Annotated in this window: 16 protein-coding genes and 1 tRNA gene; 8 read left to right on the top strand and 9 right to left on the bottom strand. The window is 56.5% G+C overall.

Annotated elements, in window-relative coordinates:
* Window positions 1-31 precede the first annotated feature (31 nt).
* Complete coding sequence (gene lolB / locus HWX34_RS09935; RefSeq protein WP_178972099.1) at window positions 32-583, bottom strand: lipoprotein insertase outer membrane protein LolB; 552 nt, start codon at window positions 581-583, stop codon at window positions 32-34.
* Entirely contained in the window at window positions 580-2,334 is a 1,755-nt protein-coding gene (locus tag HWX34_RS09930; protein WP_255496663.1) for a lipopolysaccharide assembly protein LapB, read from the bottom strand. The genes lolB and HWX34_RS09930 overlap by 4 nt, the downstream gene beginning before the upstream one ends.
* Window positions 2,335-2,421: 87 nt before the next feature.
* Between HWX34_RS09930 and mutM the strand changes: the two genes are divergently transcribed.
* Together mutM and HWX34_RS09920 are read left to right on the top strand one after the other, a co-directional pair.
* Window positions 2,422-3,237: a bifunctional DNA-formamidopyrimidine glycosylase/DNA-(apurinic or apyrimidinic site) lyase gene (gene mutM, locus HWX34_RS09925; RefSeq protein ID WP_178972097.1), complete on the top strand. Its 816-nt coding sequence runs from the start codon at window positions 2,422-2,424 to the stop codon at window positions 3,235-3,237.
* 42 nt (window positions 3,238-3,279) lie between these two features.
* On the top strand, window positions 3,280-4,110 hold the full coding sequence (locus HWX34_RS09920; RefSeq protein ID WP_178972096.1) for a 1-acyl-sn-glycerol-3-phosphate acyltransferase: 831 nt from the start codon (window positions 3,280-3,282) through the stop codon (window positions 4,108-4,110).
* Here HWX34_RS09920 and HWX34_RS09915 read toward each other — a convergent pair.
* Window positions 4,037-4,858, bottom strand: a complete 822-nt coding sequence (locus HWX34_RS09915; protein WP_178972095.1) for a symmetrical bis(5'-nucleosyl)-tetraphosphatase — start codon at window positions 4,856-4,858, stop codon at window positions 4,037-4,039. The genes HWX34_RS09920 and HWX34_RS09915 overlap by 74 nt on opposite strands.
* Before the next feature lie 150 nt (window positions 4,859-5,008).
* Between HWX34_RS09915 and HWX34_RS09910 the strand changes: the two genes are divergently transcribed.
* Entirely contained in the window at window positions 5,009-7,024 is a 2,016-nt protein-coding gene (locus HWX34_RS09910; protein WP_178972250.1) for a UvrD-helicase domain-containing protein, read from the top strand.
* 69 nt (window positions 7,025-7,093) lie between these two features.
* On the opposite strand, the gene HWX34_RS09905 is transcribed toward HWX34_RS09910, so the two are convergent.
* Entirely contained in the window at window positions 7,094-7,834 is a 741-nt protein-coding gene (locus HWX34_RS09905) for a cytochrome c5 family protein (RefSeq protein WP_178972094.1), read from the bottom strand.
* 140 nt (window positions 7,835-7,974) lie between these two features.
* On the opposite strand from HWX34_RS09905, the gene HWX34_RS09900 reads away from it, so the two are divergent.
* The 5 genes from HWX34_RS09900 (at window position 7,975) to HWX34_RS09880 (ending at window position 15,456) form a co-directional block, all read left to right on the top strand.
* Window positions 7,975-8,051: transfer RNA gene (locus HWX34_RS09900), tRNA-Arg, on the top strand.
* Window positions 8,052-8,547: 496 nt separating this feature from the next.
* The gene (locus HWX34_RS09895) at window positions 8,548-10,101 is read left to right on the top strand and encodes a type I restriction-modification system subunit M (protein WP_178972093.1); all 1,554 of its coding nucleotides are present in this window, start codon (window positions 8,548-8,550) and stop codon (window positions 10,099-10,101) included.
* Window positions 10,098-11,306 (top strand): restriction endonuclease subunit S, encoded by a 1,209-nt coding sequence (locus HWX34_RS09890; protein ID WP_178972092.1) that lies wholly within the window; start codon window positions 10,098-10,100, stop codon window positions 11,304-11,306. Before HWX34_RS09895 ends, HWX34_RS09890 begins: the two co-directional genes overlap by 4 nt.
* An 11-nt stretch (window positions 11,307-11,317) precedes the next feature.
* Window positions 11,318-12,358 carry a virulence RhuM family protein gene (locus tag HWX34_RS09885; protein ID WP_178972091.1) on the top strand — a complete coding sequence of 347 codons (1,041 nt, stop codon included), beginning with the start codon at window positions 11,318-11,320 and terminating at the stop codon, window positions 12,356-12,358.
* Entirely contained in the window at window positions 12,358-15,456 is a 3,099-nt protein-coding gene (locus HWX34_RS09880) for a type I restriction endonuclease subunit R (RefSeq protein ID WP_178972090.1), read from the top strand. Before HWX34_RS09885 ends, HWX34_RS09880 begins: the two co-directional genes overlap by 1 nt.
* 180 nt (window positions 15,457-15,636) lie before the next feature.
* Here HWX34_RS09880 and bfr (HWX34_RS09875) read toward each other — a convergent pair whose 3' ends face one another.
* The 5 genes from bfr (HWX34_RS09875) to HWX34_RS09855 all read right to left on the bottom strand — a co-directional run bounded on the left by bfr (HWX34_RS09875) (window position 15,637) and on the right by HWX34_RS09855 (window position 22,073).
* Complete coding sequence (gene bfr / locus HWX34_RS09875) at window positions 15,637-16,110, bottom strand: bacterioferritin (RefSeq protein ID WP_178972089.1); 474 nt, start codon at window positions 16,108-16,110, stop codon at window positions 15,637-15,639.
* Window positions 16,111-16,119: 9 nt separating this feature from the next.
* Window positions 16,120-16,590, bottom strand: coding sequence for a bacterioferritin (bfr, locus tag HWX34_RS09870; RefSeq protein WP_178972088.1), 471 nt, complete (start codon window positions 16,588-16,590; stop codon window positions 16,120-16,122).
* 228 nt (window positions 16,591-16,818) lie between these two features.
* Window positions 16,819-20,328 (bottom strand): transporter substrate-binding domain-containing protein, encoded by a 3,510-nt coding sequence (locus HWX34_RS09865; RefSeq protein ID WP_178972087.1) that lies wholly within the window; start codon window positions 20,326-20,328, stop codon window positions 16,819-16,821.
* 530 nt (window positions 20,329-20,858) lie between these two features.
* A complete protein-coding gene (locus HWX34_RS09860; RefSeq protein ID WP_062788859.1) occupies window positions 20,859-21,053 on the bottom strand; it encodes a hypothetical protein in 195 nt (64 codons plus the stop codon).
* Window positions 21,054-21,191: 138 nt separating this feature from the next.
* Window positions 21,192-22,073, bottom strand: coding sequence for a DUF4743 domain-containing protein (locus HWX34_RS09855; protein WP_178972086.1), 882 nt, complete (start codon window positions 22,071-22,073; stop codon window positions 21,192-21,194).
* Between the last annotated feature and the right edge of the window lie 86 nt (window positions 22,074-22,159).

The raw sequence follows: 22,159 nt of genomic DNA, 5'->3' as shown, positions 1-22,159 counted from the left end.
TTAGGTCAATACGTGAAATAGGGGCGTGGCTTCAATGCCAGTTTTGCGGCAACAGGCGAACGGTGAGCCGGTCGCGCTGCATGTCCACCCGTTTGGGGTAAAGGGAGGGTAGGTCGGCATCGCTAACAAAGCGGATGGTCCAGCCCTGCTGCACCAGGCTGCCATCCGCAGCAAACTGGTACGGGGTATCGGGTGCCGGCAAGCCGCGTATCCACCACACCAGGTTGCCTAGCGGCAGCGTCCAGCCCAGCACATCCTGGGTCAGCGACTCTACATCCGTCGCCTGCCAGGTTTTGCCATCGGCCTGCAGGCTGACGCCAGCCGGGTCGCGTTGCAACCGTGCCACGGTGGTACCCAGCGGGCTGTTGACGGACAGTTGGTCGGTATCCGGCTGGTGCGCCCAGTCAAACTGGCCGACCGAACCCTTGCCATCCATATTGACCGAAATACGGCCACTGACATTGAAGGCCTGGTCGCGGGGCGCACTGCTTGCGCTCGCACTGGGCCGGAAAACGGTTTCAGTGGCGCAACCGGTCAGCAGCAAACTGCCAGCCAGCCACGCCAGGGCAAGGCGCTGCCTCATGGCTGATGAAAGCGCTTGAGCGCATCTTGCAGGGCTTCATTACCCGGATCTTTGCCCAGCGCTTGCTGCCACAGGCTGACAGCTTCCTGCTTGCGGCCCAGTTTCCACATGACTTCACCCAGATGCGCAGCCACTTCGCTATCCGGCAGCGCAGCGTAGGAGCGTTCCAGATACTTGAGCGCGGCTTCGGTGCGACCCAGCTTGTATAGCACCCAGCCCATGCTGTCCTGGATCATCGGATTATCCGGATCGGCCTTTAGAGCCTTTTCGATATAGCCCAATGCTTCCTGATGACGGTTGCTGCGATTGGTCAGGGTATAACCCAGGGCATTGAGTGCCTGGGTGTCGTCCGGCTTTTCCTTGAGCAAGGCTTTCAGGTCGCGCTCGGCATCGCCCAGATTACCCAGCTGGTCGGATACCAAGGCACGGTCATACAGCAACTCCGGGGAGCGCGGCCAGCTTTCCAGCGCCTGGCTGAGGATGCGATAGGACAGGTCATAGCGCTTGGCATGGCGTGCCAGATCGGCCTGCTGCATGGCTACTTGCACTTTCTCCTGCTCGCCCTGCCCTAGCGGTGCCAGCCTTTGCAGGGCCTGATCCAGCTTGCCGGCCTCGGCATCCAGTGCGGCCAGCCGCGCCTGGGCCGGCAGGTATTGCTGGCCGCCGGCGACAGATTCATACCACTGTCGCGCTGCGGCCTTGTCCTGTCGCTCTTCAGCAATCTGTCCCAGGCTGAAGCGGATGAAATCGGTTTCCGGATGCTTTTGCTGCAGGGCGGCGCTCAGGCGTTGATTGGCAATGTCCAGGTCGCGCAGCTGATAAGCCAGCAAACCGGTGGCATAGAGCAAGTCCGGATTGTCCGGGTTTTGCTTGAGCAAGGCTTCGAAAGCAACGCGGGCTTCGGGGAAGCGCTTGGCCCCCACCAGCAAGCGCGGGTAGGCCATGCGTAACTCCAGCCCGGCATCCGGGCGTCGTGCCAGTTCCTGCTGCAAGAAGTCGATGGCCTGTCCCAGCCGGATGCGGCGCAGGCGGTCGGTTTGCCAGGCAACCGGCAAGTCCCACTTGGGAGCGATTTTCGCCAGCCGGTCGAACTCCTGCTGAATGGTGGCGTCATCATTCACTTCGGCAGCGACGGCAATCACGGCAAAACGTGCCTCGGGCAAATCGGGATACTGGCTGGCCAGACGCTTCACCAGCGCATAAGCTGCCTGTTTGTCGTCCTGCCGGGCGGTGAGTCTGGCCAGCTGAACAAATACATCGCGCGCGCGTTGGGGTTCCCGCTTGAGCAGGTCCTCCACCAGCGGCTGGCTTTCGGCCAGCTTGCCTGCACGCAGCATGGTGATGAACAGCTGCTCGCGCGGAATCTGGGATGCCGGGTCCAGCGTCATCCACAGTTCCAGCGCATTGGCCGCTTCTTTCAGCTGGCCGGTAAACAGGGCGAACTCTGCTGCGCGCTGCGCCAGACGCGGGTCGCGCGTTTGCTTGGCCAGATCGAGATAGGTCACAGCTGACGACGACGCAGCGCCACGCTGGGCAGCAATTTCACTGGCCAGCACACCGTAGACGATTTGCGGGGTCAACTCTACCCGCGGCAAATTGGGATTGTCCTCGGCCACTGCGGCGTTGTCTTCATCCGCGCTTTGTTCGGCAGCAGTTGCAGCCGTTTTGACCTGGGTTGGAGTCTTCAGGCTGGTGCACGCTGACAGCAGCAGCACCAGCAGCAGGGAAAGGGGTCGATTCAGCGGTTTCATTCGCATGGAGTCTGTGCCGGTTGAGCGCGTAGAATAGCACGCTCGGTTATTTGATCTAGTCAATCTTGTCCTGAAAGCGAAAGCAGCATGCCCGAACTGCCGGAAGTCGAAACCACCCGCCGCGGCGTCGCGCCGTATCTGGATGGCGCCACACTGCACGGTGCCATTGTGCGCGAGGCCCGCTTGCGCTGGCCGGTGCCACCACAGCTGGATAGTCTCCTTGCCGGTTTGACAGTACGCGCAGTCACGCGTCGTGCCAAGTACCTGCTCATACATTTCGACAGCGGCACCTTGCTGATCCACCTTGGCATGTCCGGCAGCTTGCGTTACGTACCAGCCGATACGCCGCCGCAAAAACATGATCATATCGACCTGAAGCTGGGCAGCCACGTGCTGCGCTACCGCGACCCACGTCGCTTTGGCGCCATGCTGTGGCATGTCGGGCCGCTGGAACATCATCCTCTGCTACAAAAGCTGGGCCCGGAGCCCTTGTCCGATGCTTTCGACGGTGCGGCACTGCATGCCGCCATCAGCAAGCGTAATAGCGCCATCAAGCTCGCCATCATGGACAACCACGTGGTGGTGGGTGTGGGCAATATCTACGCCAATGAATCCTTGTTCCACTCCGGCATCAACCCGGCCCGCCAAGCCAGCGCGCTGAGCCTGGCAGACTGCCAGCGCCTGGCAACACAAATCAAACGGGTACTGGCCCTGGCTATTGAGGCAGGTGGCAGCACGCTGCGCGACTTTGTGAATACCGAAGGCAAGTCCGGTTACTTCCAGCAGGATTATTACGTCTACGACCGACAGGAAGAATCGTGTCGCGCTTGTGGCAGTCCGATACGTCAGATACGGCAAGGCCAACGGAGTTCCTACTATTGCCCACTGTGTCAGCCATGCTAGAGTGGCAGATCATCCAAACCCGCACATGAAGCGCCGCGTATCTTGAAGTCAACTGCCTCCACGTCTTATTTCACCCGCGCCAGCCGTTTGCTGCGCCTGGTTTGCCACATTGCGCTGGGCATTTTCATTGTTGCCACCCGCTATCCGCGTCTGGCACAGGCCGAGCGTGCCGTTGTGACCCGGCGCTGGTCTGGCCATTTGCTGAAGATTCTCGGCATCACAGTCAAGGTGGAAGGGGTGAACCCCGGCTTTTATCCGCCCAACACCCTGCTGGTGGCCAATCATGTGTCCTGGCTGGATATTTTCGTGCTCAGCAGCTGCACTGTTTCGCGCTTTGTCGCCAAGCGAGAAATCCGCTCCTGGCCGTTGATCGGCTGGGTGGTGAATGCTGGTGGCACGCTGTTCATCGACCGCAGCAACCGCCGCGATGCCAGCCGGGTGAATCAGCTATTGGCCGATGCACTGGGCAAAGGCAGCTGCATGGCAGTGTTTCCGGAGGCCACCACCTCGGACGGCCGTGCCATCCTGCCCTTCAAAGCATCGCTGTTTGAAGCCGCCCTGCCCTCGCGCAGCACCGTGCAGCCGGTGTCCATGCGTTATCAATTGCCGGATGGCAGCCTGACCACGGCCCCGGCCTATGCGGGCGACACCACGTTCTGGCAAAGCATCAAGCTGATTCTGGCGCAACCGGCCATGGAGGTTGCCCTTACCTACGGTCAACCAATGAAGGCGGGCGAAGGCGAGTTGACCACGCGCTTCGCCCTGTCGGAACGGGCTTTCCGGGAGGTGTGCCTGGGGCTCAGACTGTCACTTCCCGATACGCCGGGCACGGCAGCGAAAACGTCTGCCTGTCCTCCAGCCGAAGTGCAGTGAGGCTGCCGCCCCACAGGCAACCGCTGTCGATGGCGAGGATGTCCTCGGTCAGGTGCAAGCCCAGCGCCGACCAGTGACCACAGATGATGGGGGTATGGCTGCTGCGCCGCCCCTTGGCTTCGAACCAGGGAATCAGGTTGGCCGGTGCGCCATCTCGCTCGCCCTTGTAGGCCAGGTCGATTTCACCATCACGGGTGATGAAGCGCATGCGGGTCATGGCATTGACGATGACACGCAGGCGCTCGGCCCCCTTCAGTTCATCCGACCATCTGACCGGTTTGTTGCCATACAGGCGTGACAGGAATTCGCGGTAGTAGGGGCCGGACAGGCCATCCTCCACCTCTTCGGCCAGACGCAGCGCCCGGTCGATACTCCACTCCGGCAACAGCCCGGCATGCACCATGGCATAGCCCTGCTCGGCAATCATCAAGGGCTGGCAACGCAGCCAGTCCAGCAATACCTTGCCATCGGCCGCATTGAGAATATCGTCCACCGTGTCGCTGCGATGCAACTTGCCAAAGCCTTCCGACACCGCCAGCAGGTGCAGGTCGTGGTTGCCCAATACAATCTGCACCCGGTCCTGCTGCTGGAATACCCAGCGCAACACCTGCAAGGATTCGGGCCCACGATTGACCAGGTCGCCGGTCAACCACAATGTGTCCTTGCCGGGATTGAACTCGATCTGCCGCAGCAGTTGCTGAAATGGGCCGAAACAGCCCTGAATGTCGCCAATTGCGTATGTTGCCATCTTCACCTCGGACAGTGCGACAGGCCAAGCCGGGGCCAGCCGCCGGGAGCCACATGATACCGCATGCTACAATGCAGCACCTTGGTTACCACCATGCAACGCTGCTGCGTGTTTCTGCCAGCGTCTGCCTTCATTGCCGGAATTCCACCCATGGCCGCACCACAGCTTAATCCGCCACAGCGCGAAGCAATCCATCACCTCGACGGTCCCTTGCTGGTACTGGCCGGTGCGGGCTCGGGAAAAACGCGGGTGATTACCTACAAGATCACCCACCTGATTCGCCACGGCAATATCCCGGCACGACATATCGCCGCCATCACCTTTACCAACAAGGCCGCGCGCGAAATGCTGGAACGGGTGGGCAAGCTGCTCACCGCGCAGGAAATACGCGGCATTACCGTATCCACCTTCCACTCGCTGGGCATGCAGATACTGCGCCAGGAAGCCACCCACCTGGGCTACAAGCCACAGTTTTCCATTCTGGATGCTTTCGATGCCGGCAAAATCATTGCCGACATCCTGAAAAGCACCCACAAGGACGAAGTGCGCAAGGTGCAAAGCCAGATTTCGCTATGGAAAAACGACCTGAAAGGCCCGGACCAGATGCTGGTGGAGGCGCAAGGCGAATGGGAAAGCATTTGCGCGCGGACGTATCTGGCTTATCAGGACACGCTGACGGCATATCAGGCGGTGGATTTTGATGATCTGATCCGCCTGCCGGTACAGCTGTTCAAGACCCACCCGGACGTGCTGCTCAAATGGCAAGGCAAGCTACATTACCTGCTGATCGACGAATATCAGGACACCAACACCTGCCAGTACCAGATGGTGAAGCTGCTGGCCGGGGTACGCGGCCAGTTCACTGCAGTGGGTGACGACGACCAGTCCATCTACGCCTGGCGCGGTGCCAATATGGAAAACCTGCGTTTGCTGCAACAGGACTACCCACAGCTGCGCATCATCAAGCTGGAGCAGAACTACCGCTCTACCGCACGCATCCTGCGCGCGGCCAACTCGGTCATTTCCAATAACCCCAAGCTGTTCGAGAAACAGTTATGGAGCGAACTGGGCCTGGGCGAGCCCATCCACGTGGTGCAATGCAAGGACGAAGAACACGAGGCCGAACTGGTGGTGCAACGCTTGCTGGCGCACAAATTTGAATACCGTACCGAGTTCAAGGACTACGCCATCCTGTACCGGGGCAACTATCAGGCGCGCATTTTCGAACAGGCACTGCGCAACCAGCGCATTCCCTACCAGATGGCCGGCGGACAAAGCTTCTTCGACAAACCAGAAATCAAGGACGTGCTGGCCTATTTGCGGCTACTGACCAACCCGGATGACGACCCGGCCTTCATCCGCGCCGTCACCACGCCCAAGCGCGGCGTAGGGGCCGGGACGCTGGAAAAACTGGGAGGCTGGGCCGGACAGTGCGGCAAAAGCCTGTTTGCCAGTGCCTTCGAACCTGGCTTCCGAGTGCAGGTGCAAAGCGCCCAGCTGGAACCACTCAGCCATTTCTGCGAATTCATCAACCGACTGCAATACCGCGTTATCCGGGAACCGGCAGGCGAACTGGCGATGGAGCTGGTCAAGGCCATCGGCTATGAAGCCTGGCTGTATGACAGCGAGGACAGCCCGCGCATTGCCGAAACCAAATGGAAAAACGTACTGGAACTGGTGGCCTGGCTGGCCAAAAAGGGCGAGGCCGATGGCAAGAACCTGATCGAGCTGTCACAGACCATTGCACTGATCACCATGCTGGAAGGCCGCGACGAAGGCGAAGTGGATGCAGTGAAAATGTCCACCCTGCACGCCTCCAAGGGGCTGGAATATCCCTATGTCTTCCTGGTGGGCACCGAGGAAGGCATTCTGCCGCACAGCGAATCGGTGGATAACGGCATGGTGGAAGAGGAACGACGGCTGATGTATGTGGGCATCACCCGTGCCCAGCGCATGCTCACCCTCTCCTACTGCGTGAAACGCCGCCGCGCCGGCGAATGGCAGTTTGTCGAGCCATCACGCTTTATTGCCGAAATCGACGGCAGCGACCTGCGCCATTTTGGCCGCCCCGGTGCCGAACCCATTGTCAGCAAGAGCGAGGGTAAGTCTCGCCTGGCCAGCCTTTCGGCCATGCTGGCGGAAAAAACCAAACCGTCCGACAACTGAATCGCCCAGGCAACAAGACATAAAAAAACGCGCTGCAAGCAGCGCGTTTTTTACTGGAACAGCTTCACATTACTTGGAGCTGTTAACCATGTATTCGACAGCAGCACGGAACTCCGTATCGCTACCACCGAAACCACCCTTGGGCGGCATGGCATTCAGGCCCTTGGTAGCAATTTTCACCACCTCGTCCAGACCAACCTTGGTACGCTCAGCCCAGGCAGCCTTGTCGCCAAACTTCGGCGCACCGGCAGCACCACTGCCATGGCAGGCCACGCAGACGCTTTCGTAGATTTTCTTGCCGACAACTGCCGGGTCAGCCGGAGCACCTGCAGCAGCGCCACCAACCGGCGGCTCGGTGAACTTGGCACCACCTGCGTTACCCATGTAGGCAACAGCACGTTTTACTTCATCATCGGTCAGATCAGCCGCACCACCCTTGGCCGGCATGGCGTTGAAGCCTTGCAACGCATGCTGGGTCAGCACATCCCAACCCTTGGCAATACGCGGGCCCCAGGCACCTGCGTCACCAAACTTGGGCGAACCGGCCAGGCCCTGGCCGTGACAGGAAATACAAATGGCCTTGAAGACTTGCTCGCCGGTACGCATGCCCGGAGGTGCATCGCTGACCTTGGCCTCGCCTACCGGTTTCAGACGAGCGGCAATAGCCTCCTTGGTCATGACCTCGGCATCAACGTTGTAACCACCGGTCGCCAGCTTGGCCAGCAACCAGATTGCCACTACCAGACCAACAACGACGCCAACCAGGACCTTGATAACCTGACCGGGAGCCATTCCGTTCTCATTACTCATTCGAGCCTCGCCTGAAAAAAATGACAATTAAGATGGAGTGGGATTATACGGTAAGCCGCGAAGCAAGGCAAAAACCATACACTGGACTCGGGCATGCCCTTTGCGCTATGATCCGCCCTGCTTTACAGCAACATCACAGCGCACCCGTAGCTCAGTTGGATAGAGTGTCAGTTTCCGAAGCTGAAGGTCAGTGGTTCGATCCCACTCGGGTGCGCCAATCATATCAAATAGTTACCGCAATACCGCGCCTAACGGCAACACTCAAATAACGTCTTGGGACGTGCTGGTGGACGTTTGGCACTTCCCTATGTGCAAGTCCGCCGTCTGTTTCCTCACAGTGCCCCTGCTCTATCTTTGATGTAGGCACGGCCAAATTCTTCAAATTTTCTTTCACGGAATGTGTGGTGGCGATCACAACCCACCGCGATACCAATCGGACGTTTACCTGCATTCCATATCCAGTCACACGCTGCGTTGCCTTACAGCAGGGAGGACGATTGGCTTGCCAAGTCACATGGCCGGCAAGGTACAGACTTTCCCATACCCAATGCCTATCAGGCTCATGGCTGAACTGTTAAGATTTTCATCCAGTTTTCAATGCCTCGGCCCAGATGCAGGCCGCAAAGACATCTCCCAATATCAAAATCTATTCACAGCCTGCCTAATCTTCTTGAAAGCAAGCGGGCAAACTGAATGAAAGCAAAAACAACAGCATGACAAGCATCCAACAACGCGCCGCCCTGCAAAGCCAGATCTGGAAAATTGCCAACGATGTACGCGGCGCAGTCGATGGCTGGGACTTCAAGCAATACGTACTCGGCGCGCTGTTCTATCGTTTTATTAGCGAGAACTTTGCCGATTATGTTAACGCTGACGATGACAGCATCGACTATGCAACATTTGACGATAACAACATCCCTCCGACATTTATAGACGACGCCGTCAAGACCAAGGGCTACTTCATCTACCCCAGTCAGCTGTTCATCAATGTCGTAAAAACGGCCAACACCAACGAAAGCCTGAACACCGAGCTGGCCAAGATTTTTGCGGAGATAGAAGCCTCCGCCAGCGGCTACCCCTCGGAACAGGACATCAAAGGCCTGTTTGCCGACTTTGACACCACCAGCAACCGGCTGGGCAACACGGTAAAAGACAAGAACAGCCGCCTGGCCGCCGTACTGAAGGGTGTGGCCGAGCTGGACTTTGGCGATTTCGACGCCAGCCACATCGACCTGTTTGGCGATGCTTACGAATTCCTCATCTCCAACTACGCCGCCAATGCCGGTAAATCCGGCGGCGAGTTTTTCACGCCGCAGCATGTATCCAGGCTGATTGCCCAGCTGGCCATGCACAACCAGGCCCGCGTCAACAAGATCTACGACCCGGCCTGCGGCTCTGGCTCGCTGCTGCTGCAAGCCAAAAAGCATTTTGACGCCCACATTATTGAAGAAGGCTTTTTCGGCCAAGAAATCAACCACACCACCTACAACCTGGCGCGGATGAATATGTTCCTGCACAACGTCAACTACGCCAAATTCAACATCCAGCTGGGCGACACCCTGCTGGCCCCGCACTTTGGCGACGACAAGCCGTTTGACGCCATCGTCTCCAACCCGCCCTATTCAGTGAAGTGGATCGGCAGCGACGACCCCACGCTGATCAACGACGAACGCTTTGCCCCGGCTGGCGTACTGGCCCCCAAATCCAAGGCCGACTTTGCCTTTGTACTGCACGCACTCAGCTACCTGTCGCCCAAGGGCCGCGCCGCCATTGTCTGCTTCCCCGGCATTTTCTACCGTGGCGGGGCCGAGCAGAAAATCCGCCAATACCTGGTGGACAACAACTATGTGGAAACGGTGATTGCGCTGGCACCCAACCTGTTTTACGGCACCACCATTGCAGTAAATATCCTGGTGCTGTCCAAGCGCAAGCTGAATACCGACATCCAGTTTATCGACGCCAGCGGCCTGTTCAAGAAAGAAACCAATACCAACACCCTGACTGACGATCACATCAAACAGGTCATGGCAGTGTTCGATAGCAAGACAAGCATTGATCACTTTGCCCAAACCCTGTCCCAAGAAAAAATCGCCGCCAACGACTACAACCTGTCGGTCAGCAGCTATGTGGAAGCCGCAGACACCCGTGAGGTGGTGAATATTTCCCAGCTCAATGCCGAACTGAAAACCACCGTGGCCCGGATCGACCAGCTGCGCAGCGAGATTGATGCCATCGTGGCCGAGATTGAAGGCGGGAAGCAGGCATGAGCGGCGTGAATTTTTTGGACAAACTGCTGGATGGTAGTGAGTTCCAATGGAAGGCATTGGATGGTCTCGGCACCTTCATTCGTGGCTCAGGCATTCAGAAATCGGATTTCACTGAGTCGGGCGCTGGCTGTATTCACTACGGCCAGATTCATACGCACTATGGCACGTGGGCAACAGAAACAAAGTCATTCATTGATCGCGAGTTTTCTGCGCGACTTAGAAAAGCACATGCTGGCGATCTAGTAATTGCTACCACCAGCGAAGATGACGAAGCCGTAGCTAAAGCTGTTGCGTGGCTTGGTAATGAAGATGTGGCGGTGAGCACGGACGCCTATATCTATCGGCACACGATTAATCCAAAGTACATGTCGTACTTTTTTCAAACAGAGATTTTCCAGTCTCAGAAGAAGCCATACATTACAGGGACTAAGGTGCGCCGAATATCCGGCGACAGCCTTGCAAAAATCAAAATCCCCATCCCCTGCCCGGACAACTCAGAAAAATCACTGGCAATCCAGGCTGAAATCGTCCGCATTCTGGACGCATTCACCTCCCTTGCAGCCGAGCTGACAGCCGAGCTGACAGCCGAGCTTAACACCCGCAAGAAGCAATACGCCTACTATCGAGATAAGTTGTTGAGTTTTGAGGATGTGGAGTGGAAGACTCTTGGAGAACTCGCCGAGAATCTCGATTCGATGCGAAAGCCAATCACGAGTGGACTGAGAGAGCCAGGTAATATTCCATACTATGGCGCATCGGGAATTGTGGATTACGTCAAAGACTATATATTTGATTGTGATATTTTACTTGTTTCTGAAGATGGTGCGAATTTGCTAGCGCGGAGCACCCCAATCGCCTTTAGTGTTAGGGGAAGGAGTTGGGTGAACAATCATGCACACGTATTGAAATTCGAAACATATGCTGAACGTAGATATGTTGAGTATTATCTGAACAGCATTGACTTGACGCCGTATATTTCGGGTGCCGCACAACCGAAGCTGAACAAGAAAAATCTTGAGAGCATTCTAATTCCTAGTCCGTCGTTAGGAGAAAAGGAGCGAATCGTCGCCATCCTCGACAAGTTCGACGCGCTGACCAACTCCATCAGCGAAGGCTTACCACGTGAGATTGCCTTGCGCCAGCAACAGTACGCGTATTACCGCGACCTGTTGTTCAGCTTCCCCCACGCCAAACCTCAGCTATAAGGAGTGCCGCCATGTCTCAGCCCTCGCTCAGCCTGCGTGATCAAAGTTCGGAGTTTCTGCTGTACACCGCCCCTAACGGGGCGATCAAGGTGGAAGTGCTGCTGGGCAATGAAACCATCTGGCTGACGCAGGAGCGCATGGCAGAGCTCTTTGGTGTGCAGCGTCCGGCCATCACCAAGCATCTGAAAAACATCTTTGGCAGCCAGGAGTTGGATGAGCAACTGGTATGTTCCATTTTGGAACATACCACCGAGCACGGTGCGGTGGCAGGCCGCACCCAGACCCAGCGGGTGAAGTACTACAACCTCGATGCCATCATTTCCGTGGGCTACCGGGTGAATTCGGCGCAGGCCACCCAGTTCCGCATCTGGGCCACCCAACTGATCAAGGAATACATCATCAAGGGCTTTGCCATGGATGATGAGCGGCTGAAAAATGGCCGCTATTTTGGCAAGGACTACTTCCGCGAACTGCTGGAGCGGGTACGCTCCATCCGCGCCAGCGAGCGGCGCATTTATCAGCAAATTACCGATATTTTTGCCGAATGCAGTATTGATTACGACCCGAAGTCGGAAACCACGCGCCTGTTTTACGCCCATGTGCAGGACAAATTCCATTTTGCCATTACCGGCCATACCGCAGCCGAAATCATTGCCTTGAAGGCCGATGCCAGCCAAGCGCTGATGGGCATGAGCACCTATAAAAACGCCCCGACTGGGCGGGTGCTGAAGTCGGATAGTACGGTTGCCAAAAACTATCTGAGTGAAAACGAAATCAAGCAGCTGGAACGGGCGGTGTCCGCGTTTTTTGATTATATCGAAGGCATTATCGAGCGGCGCAACAGCTTTACCATGGCCAGCTTTGCGGAAAGCGTGGACAAGTTTTTGAATTTTAATGAGTATCAAATTTTGGAAGGGCATGGAACAGTTTCTCGCTTGCAAGCAGAACAGAAAGCCCATGCTGAGTATGACAAGTTTAACAAGCAGCAGCGTATTGAGTCGGATTTTGATCGTGCGGTAAAGAAAATATTGAAAACCAAGGGCACTGAATAATGCATGAATACAAGACGATTGCTGAATCAAAAAAATTTATTGTCCTGGACCGCTATAACCGGGAATGGAAAGCCGCCGAAAGCTACCAGAGCGAAAATGATCTGGAACGCGAGCTGGTGCAGGATTTGCAAAACCAGGGTTATGCATACCTGCCCGGCCTGAATGGCCCTGCTGCCCTGCTGGCCAATGTGCGTGAGCAGCTGCAAGAACTGAATAAAGTCGTGTTTGCTGACGGCGAGTGGCTGCGCTTTGTGGAAAGCTGGCTGGACAAACCCAGTGACGGCATGATCGAGAAAACCCGCAAGATTCACGACGATTATATTCACGACTTTGTATTTGACGATGGCCGCATCCAGAACATCTATTTGTTCGACAAGAAGAACATCGCCCGCAACAAGGTGCAGGTGATCAAGCAGTTTGAGCAAACCGGCAGCCACGCCAACCGCTATGACGTAACCATTCTGGTGAATGGCCTGCCGCTGGTGCAGGTGGAGCTGAAAAAACGCGGGGTGGCCATCCGCGAGGCCTTCAACCAGGTGCATCGCTACAGCAAGGAAAGCTTTAACAGCACGCATTCCTTGTTCAAGTATTTGCAGCTGTTTGTGATCTCCAACGGCACCGACAGCCGCTACTTCGCCAACACCACGCAGCGCAACAAGAACAGCTTCGACTTCACCATGAACTGGGCGCAGGCGGACAACAGCCTGATCAAGGATCTGAAGGACTTCACCGCCACCTTCTTCCAGAAGCACACGCTACTGAATGTGCTGCTGCATTATTCGGTGTTTGATGTCAGCAACACGCTGCTGGTGATGCGCCCCTACCAGATTGCCGCTACCGAACGCATTCTGTGGAAAATCAACAGCAGCCATCAGGCCAAAAACTGGAGCAAGACCGAAAGCGGCGGCTTTATCTGGCACACCACCGGCAGCGGCAAGACGCTGACCAGCTTCAAAGCAGCGCGGCTCGCTACCGAGCTGGACTTCATCGACAAGGTGTTCTTCGTGGTGGACCGCAAGGATCTGGACTACCAGACCATGAAGGAATACCAACGCTTTTCGCCGGACAGCGTGAATGGCTCGGACAGCACCGCAGGGCTGAAGCGCAATCTGGAAAAGGACGACAACAAGATCGTCGTCACTACCATCCAGAAGCTCAACAACCTGATGAAGAGCGAGGCCGACTTGCCCATCTACGGCAAGCAGGTGGTGTTCATCTTCGATGAGTGCCACCGCAGCCAGTTTGGCGAGGCCCAGAGGAACCTGAAGAAGAAGTTCAAGAAGTTCTGCCAGTTTGGTTTTACCGGCACGCCCATCTTCCCGGAAAACGCACTGGGTGCAGAAACCACCGCCAGCGTGTTTGGCCGCGAGCTGCATTCCTATGTAATTACCGATGCCATCCGCGACGAGAAGGTGCTGAAGTTCAAGGTGGATTACAACGATGTGCGCCCAAAGTTCAAAGCGATCGAATCCGAGCAGGATGTCCAGAAGCTAAGCGCAGCAGAGAACAAACAAGCCCTGCTGCACCCGGAGCGCATCAGCGAAATCACCCAGTACATCCTGAACAACTTCCGCCAGAAAACCCACCGCCTGCATGCTGGCAACAAGGGCTTTAACGCCATGTTTGCTGTCAGCAGCGTGGACGCGGCCAAGTTGTATTACGAGAGTTTCCAGGCACTGCAAAAAGACAGCGCCAAGCCCTTGAAGGTGGCCACCATTTTCTCGTTTGCCGCCAACGAGGAGCAGGACGCGGTTGGCGAGATTCAAGACGAGGGCTTTGATGTCTCGGCCATGAACAGCAGTGCCAAAGAATTTCTGAGTGCGGCCATCGCCGACTACAACACGCTGTTCAAGACCAATTTCAGCGTGGACAGCAATGGTTTTCAGAACTACTACCGCGACCTGGCCAAGCAGGTAAAAGCCAAGGAAATCGACCTGCTGATTGTGGTGGGCATGTTCCTGACCGGCTTTGATGCCCCGACGCTCAACACCTTGTTTGTCGACAAGAACCTGCGCTTTCACGGCCTGATGCAGGCTTACTCACGCACCAACCGCATTTTTGACGCCACCAAGACCTTCGGCAATATCGTGACCTTCCGTGATCTGGAACAGGCCACTATTGATGCCATCACCCTGTTTGGCGATAAAAACACCAAGAACGTGGTGCTGGAAAAAAGCTATCAGGAGTACATGGAAGGCTTTACCGACATCGCCACCGGTGAGGCGCGGCGCGGTTTTATCGAGGTGGTGCAGGAGCTGGAAGCACGCTTCCCCGACCCGGCAGCCATTGAAAAAGAGTCAGACAAAAAAGCCTTTGCCAAGCTGTTTGGTGAATATTTGCGGCTGGAGAATGTGCTGCAAAACTATGATGAATTCGCCAGCCTGAAAGCCTTGCAAAGCGTCGACATGAACGACCCAGCGGCGGTAGAAGCCTTCAAGGCTAACCACTATCTGAGCGATGAAGACTTGAGTGCGCTGCAAGCCATTACGCTCCCACCAGAACGGAAAGTTCAAGACTACCGCTCCACCTACAACGATGTGCGCGACTGGCTGCGCCGTGAAAAGGCCGGGGCAGAAAAAGAAAAGTCCACCATAGACTGGGATGACGTGGTCTTTGAGGTGGACCTATTGAAGTCGCAGGAAATCAACCTGGACTACATCCTGGAACTGATTTTCGAGCACAACAAGAAGATCAAGAGCAAGGCGGCGTTGGTGGAGGAAGTGCGGCGGGTGATTCGCGCCAGCCTGGGCAACCGGGCCAAGGAAAGCCTATTGGTGGACTTCATCAATCAGACCGATCTGGACCAGATTGGCGACAAGGCCAGCGTCATCGACGCCTTCTTTACCTTTGCCCAAGCGGAGCAGAAGCGCGAGGCCGAGGCATTGATTCACGATGAAAACCTGAACGCCGAGGAAGCCAAGCGCTATATCAGCACATCCCTCAAACACGAATTTGCCAGTGAAAACGGCACCGAGCTAAACGCTGTGCTACCCAAGATGAGCCCGCTCAACCCGCAGTATCTGAGCAAAAAACAGAGCGTTTTCCAGAAAATTGCCGCCTTTGTGGAGAAATTCAAAGGGGTGGGCGGACTCGTTTAAATCGCTCTTGCCTGGAAGGTGTGCATGATCGCCCAAGGTTTACCTCATTGATTGCGGGATTCATGCCCAAAGCCTTGAGACAAGCTCACCGACCAGCAGAACTAATCACCAAAAGAAAAGCACCCGCGTATTGCCGGGTGCCTGGGCTTGCGCGGCGGGCTTTTGCCCGTCGCCAGGGGGCTAGCTGCCTATCTGGCTTTGCAGGTAGTTAGCCAGGCTGACGTCCTGAATCAGGCTGAGCTGGGTTTCCAGCCAGTCGATGGTTTCTTCGCAATGCTCCAGCAGCTCTTGCAGCAGTTCGCGGCTGACGTAGTCCTGCTTCTGCTCGCAATGGGCAATGCCCTCTACCAGCAAGGGGCGCTGTACTTCGAGTTCATAGCGCAAGTCGCTGCGCAGGCATTCTTCCACGTTTTCGCCGATGTGCAATTTGCCCAGGTCTTGCAGATTGGGCAGGCCTTCCAGAAACAGGATGCGCTCAATCAGTTCATCCGCTTCTTTCATCACGCGGATGGATTGCTTGTACTGGTAGTCGTTCAGGCGTTCCAGGCCCCAGTTTCGAAACATGCGGGCGTGCAGGAAGTACTGGTTGATGGCGGTCAGTTCGTTGCGCAATACGTGGTTGAGCAGCTTGATGACAGATTTGTCGGCTTTCATGGAGTGTCCTTATGCCATCTGGCTTTGCAGGTAGTTGGGCAAGCCGGTCAGGTCAATCAGACGCAGCTGCTTTTCCAGGAAATAGGCATGGTCCATTTCGGTGTCATCCAGTTGCAACACCAGCATCTCGCGGCTGACAAAGTCTTCTGCCTGTTCGCACTGGGCAATGCCTTGTTTCAAGGCAGCAGTAACCTTGTACTCCAACGCGAGGTCTGCCTTGAGCATGTCGGGAACAGTCTTGCCGATGTGCAGTGCTTCGCGTTTGCTCAGGTCGGGTTTGCCTTCCAGAAACAAAATGCGCTGAATGATGGCCTGCGCATGTTCGCGTTCGTGGGCTGATTCATGCAGCGCCTTTTCGGCCAATTTCTGCAGGCCCATGTCGGCATACATTTCACCATGCAGCAAATACTGGTCGACCGCGGTGAGCTCACCAGCCAGCAGGCTGTTGAGCAAATCAATAATGGCTTGTTTGCCTTGCATAAGGAAATTCCTTCCGTCTGTGATATACACCTGTGCCCTGGTGCAGGCCTGATACTTGCCGCTGGCAAGACAGGCAGGCTTGGCCATACCTAGCCTTAAGCACGTGAACATCACGGATTGTAACGGGTATATCCGCTTGCAGGATGGTGTCAGTGCAAGTTCCTGAAGTAATCAGTCTAGTACCATGTCGCGGTCAATGCACGGCAGGTGAGCAATTGTGTTGCCTGCTCAGGATGAGGTCCCCTGATTTGCCCGTGCAGTTCGGAGCGTGTGCAGTTGCTTGTCCAGTACCGTCTGCAAGTCATCCACCGCGGCATACAAGGCCTGTACCTGTGGCAGGGCTTCGCTGATGTCTTCGTTTGCGTGGCAATAGGCTTCAAGTGCCTGACAGCTGGTGATCACCTGGTTGGCGCTGATGATGCGGGCGGCACCCTTGATCTGATGCGCCTGCCGCGCCACCCCAGGGCTATTCCCCAGCAGCACCAGCGATTTGAGGGCCTCGGTATCATCCTGCAAGCCTTGTTGCAGATGCGAGAGCAATTGATGGAGCTGCTCGTCATCCATGAACTCCAGCTCGTTCAGGCTGTAACTGACGGCAGGGATACTTTCTTCCAGCTCCAGCCGGTCTTTCATGTGATGTTGCAGGCAGGCGCGCAGGCCGGAAAGGCTGACCGGCTTGAACAGGCAGTCGTCCATGCCGGCAGCCAGGCAACGTGCTTTTTCGTCTGGCAGGGCATTGGCGGTGAACCCCAGCAGCAGTACAGGTGGGCGTTGTTCCTGTTCCTCTTGCTGCCGGATTGCATGTGCCAGCTGATAGCCATTCATTTCCGGCATATTGCAGTCGGTAAACACCACGTGGAACTGCCCCTGCTGCCACAGCATCAGGCCCTCTCGGCCGTGGGTGGCCGTGCTGGTCTGGTGGCCAAGATAGTGCAGTTGCTGGGCCAGCAACAGGCGGTTTGCCGCATTGTCATCCACCACCAGAATGCGCAAGGCCAGTTCATCCGCCAGCCCGTTGCTGCCCGGCACCTGACTGGTTGGTGCCGGTGGCACATAGGCCTGCTCCGACAGCGGCAACCTGAGTTCGATATCCAGCTTGGTGCCGTCGTACAAGCGGCTGCTGAGATTGAGTGAACCTTGCATCATTTCGCACAGGGTGCGGCTGATGACCAGCCCGAGGCCTGTGCCGCTGTGTACATTGCGTGCGGTGCCACGTGCCTGTCCAAACGGCATGAACAGCCGCTGCTGGTCTTCTTCGGAAATGCCAATGCCGGTATCGGTGACGCGGATGTGTACCAGCAGTTGCTGATCAGGCAGCAGGCTTTGGTTAATCCTGACATTGACACTGCCCTGGGTGGTGAACTTGATGGCATTGCTGAGCAAATTGGACAGGATTTGTTTGAAGCGCAGCGGGTCGAGCATGACTTGCCACCGTGCCGCGTCTGACGGTTCCACATCCAGAAACAGCCCCAGCTGTTTTTGCCGTGCCAGACCGTCAAAAACACGCACCACCGATTGGGATAACTCCATCAGATTGCAAGGTTCCGGGTTCAGGCTCAGATGACCGGATTCGATCCGCACGATATCCAGGATGTCGCCAATCAGCCCCAGCAGGCCCTGCGCCGAGTCATACGCCACTTGCAAGGACGGTCGGTCCACCATGCCGTGTTCTGCCTGGCGCAAGGCCAGCTCCAGCATGCCGATGACAGCACTCATCGGCGTGCGGATTTCATGGCTCATGGTGGCCAGGAAGGTGGTCTTGGCCTGACTGGCCTTGTCGGCCTGGTCCTTGGCGGCTTGCAGTTCTTCAATCAGCCGGCGCCGTTCGCTGATGTCAATCCAGCCGCAGATGACGCCACGGATGACCCCTTCGGTATCGCGGAATGGCTGAATCCAGTGGAAGGCCGAAACATGCTGCTTGTTCAGCATGACCTCCCGGTCGCGCTGGATGGGAACACCGTATTCGATGGCCAGCTGGTAATCCTGGGCCAGTGTGGTGCGGGTTTTGTCGTCGATGTCGATTAGGCCGCCAATATTGTCGCGGTGACTCATCGCCTCTTCACGTGTCAGGGCCAGTGCCTGCAGATAATGCTCGTTACAGCTGATGAGCAAGCCCTTCCTGTCCAGCACATAAACCGGATAAGGCGTGACATCAATCAGCGTGGTCATGAAGTTGAGCTGATCGTTGAGAGCCTTCTCCGCAGTTTGCCGTTTGACGATCTGCTTGCGCAGGCGGCTGTTCCAGGCCAGCGACACCAGCAACAGGATGCTGGCCACGCCAATCACCAGATAGATCAACCCCAGGCTGTAGTCATACCAGCTTTGATTACTGGCCCCGACATTGGTACGCCAGCGTTCATTGAACAGATTGTCCAGGCTTTCCGGCCCGATGCTGAACAGGGCCTTGTTGATGATGTCGCGCAACATCGGCTCGTCTGCCTGCACGGCCAAGGACAGCGCATTGGTGGGCAGACCGGTGATGTTGACTTCGCGCAGCTTGCCGTTGAACAGCAAGGGCAGGTAGTAACGGCTGTTCATGGTGGCCACCAGCGCCATGTCGGCCTTGCCGTTTTCCACCAAGTCGAATGCCGATACCGGGTTGTTCACCTCTTTGAAAATGGCACCTGGCAGTACCTTGCCCCAGCCCATGGCTTCCACCAGGCCACGATTGACCGCAATCACCTTGTTGTGCAGGTCGTCCACACTGCGCGGCGCATCGGCATTGTTGCGAATGACCAGATTATAGGAAAGGTAGGTAACGGGGTCGGATAACAGCAGGCCCGGCTTGCTTTCCAATCCGATGCGCACCGGTGTGACCGCCAGGTCAACCTGCTTGTAGCGCATCATTTCCATGGTGTTTTCCAGCGAGTGCGACTTCCTGACTTCCAGTCGCACCCCGATACGCGGCGCAATCAGCTCCATTAACTCGGCAGTCGCTCCGCGCCATTCGCCCTGATCATCAAAAAAGGAAATCGGTGCCAGGGTATGGCTGGCCGCTATCCGCAGCACCGGATGCTGTTTGAGCCATTCCCGTTCCGCCGGTGTGAAGTTGATGGGGAAGGCATAGGGCTGCAAGAACATGGCACCACCACTCCAGCGCTGCATCAATTGCAATTGCTGGGCCTGGCCCAATTGTCCAAGTGCCTTGTTGACCGCCGTTTGCAAGGGACCGCTGCCACCAGCCATGGCAAAGGACCAGTTACTGTCCCAGCGCGCACGGCGAATGATGCGCAGGTCATCCACCAGATTCTGATTGGCTTCGTAATTGATGGCGGTGGCATCGCCCATGAACAGGTCAATCTGGTGGGCTTGCAAGGCGGCCAAGCCTTTGGCTACCGAGTCGTAATAACTGATGTCCGCCTCAGGGTAGACCTCCCTGGCCAGCGCAGGGGAATGGTAGAGATGGCGCATGCCAATGCGCACCTTGTGCGGATTGGGCTCTTCAAAACCCACCAGCACCGGCATGTCGCGCAGATAGGGTTTGCTCAGCTGTAACTTGTTCAGTTGCAACTCGAATGGCGTGACCGCACTGAGCAAATCAATTTCACCACGTGCCACTGCCTCCATCGCCAGTTGGCGGCTGGCATAGCCCACAACAACAGGCTTTACTTTCAGCGCCTGGCCCAGGTAGCCAAGCACGTCGGCACTCACCCCCTGAAAGGTGCCGCTCATATTGCTGATATCAAACGGCGGCAAATCACGGGCAACACCAAGGCGCAGCTCTTGTTTGTCATGCAACCACTTGCTTTCCTCCGGCGTCAGCTGCAGCCGTCCCGGTACATTAAGCGGCTGAGCCAGCAAAGTGAGTGGCTGCGGTGCAGTAGACGGTGCAGCAAGCGACGTTGCCGCCATACCGGGTATGGACTGTAAACAACAGCAAATGACGAAGCAGCGAAACAAGAAGTGCATGGCATTCCCACTGTTCAGTATTCGATGTGCCGGCCTCCGGTCACTCTTCCAGAAGCATGGCAAGCCAGGCAGGGTGTGGCAGACACCATCGAATGCATGAGCCAATACCACCCAGCCAGAGGGTACGTTGGCGCTTGTCTTTTTCTAGCAAACTACTTCTGAACAGTATTGGGGAATTTTCTCAAAAATACTAAGTAATACTTAGGACTAGTAGACGTAGACGAGAGGAGGCAAAGCGATTTAAAGAAAGACTGAAAACACAGTAAAGACAAGAAATTGGCTTTCCATGCCAGTCGATATGTATTAGCCGATGCAAGGTCTGAGGAGCACGGAGTTGGCCAGCATTTTTGCCAGCCGGATCATTGCAGATCTTCCACTTTTTCCATTTTGCGGGTTCGCAGGTCCACTACCCGGTGGATTTCCACCCTAATCTTGCCCTTGTACAAGAGATACATCAGCTTGGCAGCCTTGCGTGCCTGCTCGTGCGTAGAATGCCACGGCCCGGTGTCATCCACGCCGAATTCACGCGAAATCAGGCGCAATCGGTACATCATGTACTCCAGTTTATGCGGTTAGCAATGGAATTATTGCGATTATCACGACATGATGCCAGAACGGTCCGCTTATCGTGAAGCGGGCAAGAAAAAGCCGGCCTAACGGCCGGCTATGACATGCACTGGCAATGCCCGCTGTCAACGCGCAGCGTGTTCGGCGAAGCCAGGCTGGAAGCGCAGGTCGGCCATGGCATCTGCCACCTGCTGATTATGCGGACCCCAATATTGCAAGCGTAGCAGACAGTCGATGGCGACCAGGGCGGCATCAATCATGAAACGCTCGGCTACCAGCAAATCCTCTACCTCGACCAGCGATACACAGACATGCTCGGCCACTTCGCCATCCTGATTGCAAGGCTCTTCCTTGCCGGACAGCCAAAGGTCGTAAACATGCAGCCACTCGCGATGCAAACCACGCTGCACCGGGCGTTCTGCCAGCATCACACCGGTTTGCGGCAACAGTTCCAGCTTGTCTGCCGGGATGCCGGCCTCTTCCCAGCCTTCACGTTCCAGCGCCAGTTCGATGGACTCTCCGGCAGCAATACCGCCACCCATCATATTGTCCATGCGGTTGGGGTCTACTGCCTTGTCCGGACTGCGACGGCCCAGCCACATGCGTACTTCGCCATCAGGCAGCCGGGTCAGGCCATTCAGGTGTACGGCGCGGCTGGTGAGGCCCAGCGGGCGGAAGGCGGCACGTTCCAGTTCGAACAAGGCGGTGGCATCGGGCAGGAAGGCGGTGAAGTTTTCATTGCGCCAGCCATTGAGCCAGCCCGCAGCTTGCCAGCGCCGGGCGGCTTGGTCCAGCTGATGGCTGATGGCGGCGTAATCGCCCTCTACCGTGCAGTGCAAACCATCTGCTTGCTGGCGGAACAACGCCGCTTCGCTTTCCAGCAGTCGCGCCAGCCAGACTTGGTTGACACAGCCCATGTGCTGGCCTGCGATAAACAGCGGGGTGAATGCACTGCGATCGAAACGGGTAATCTTGGCCAGATACCCCAGGACTCCATCCACTTGCATGATGACTCCGAACAGACTGCCTATTGCGGGAAGGCGCCATCATAGGATGCAAAACCGGATTTGCCCAACTTTTTCAGCATGTTGTA

Origin of the sequence: Aquitalea sp. LB_tupeE (assembly GCF_013391415.1) — a bacterium.
In the GTDB taxonomy this organism is placed as follows: Bacteria; Pseudomonadota; Gammaproteobacteria; order Burkholderiales; family Chromobacteriaceae; genus Aquitalea.
Note: the sequence above shows the minus strand (reverse complement) of the source record. Positions and strands in the feature narration are given on the sequence as shown.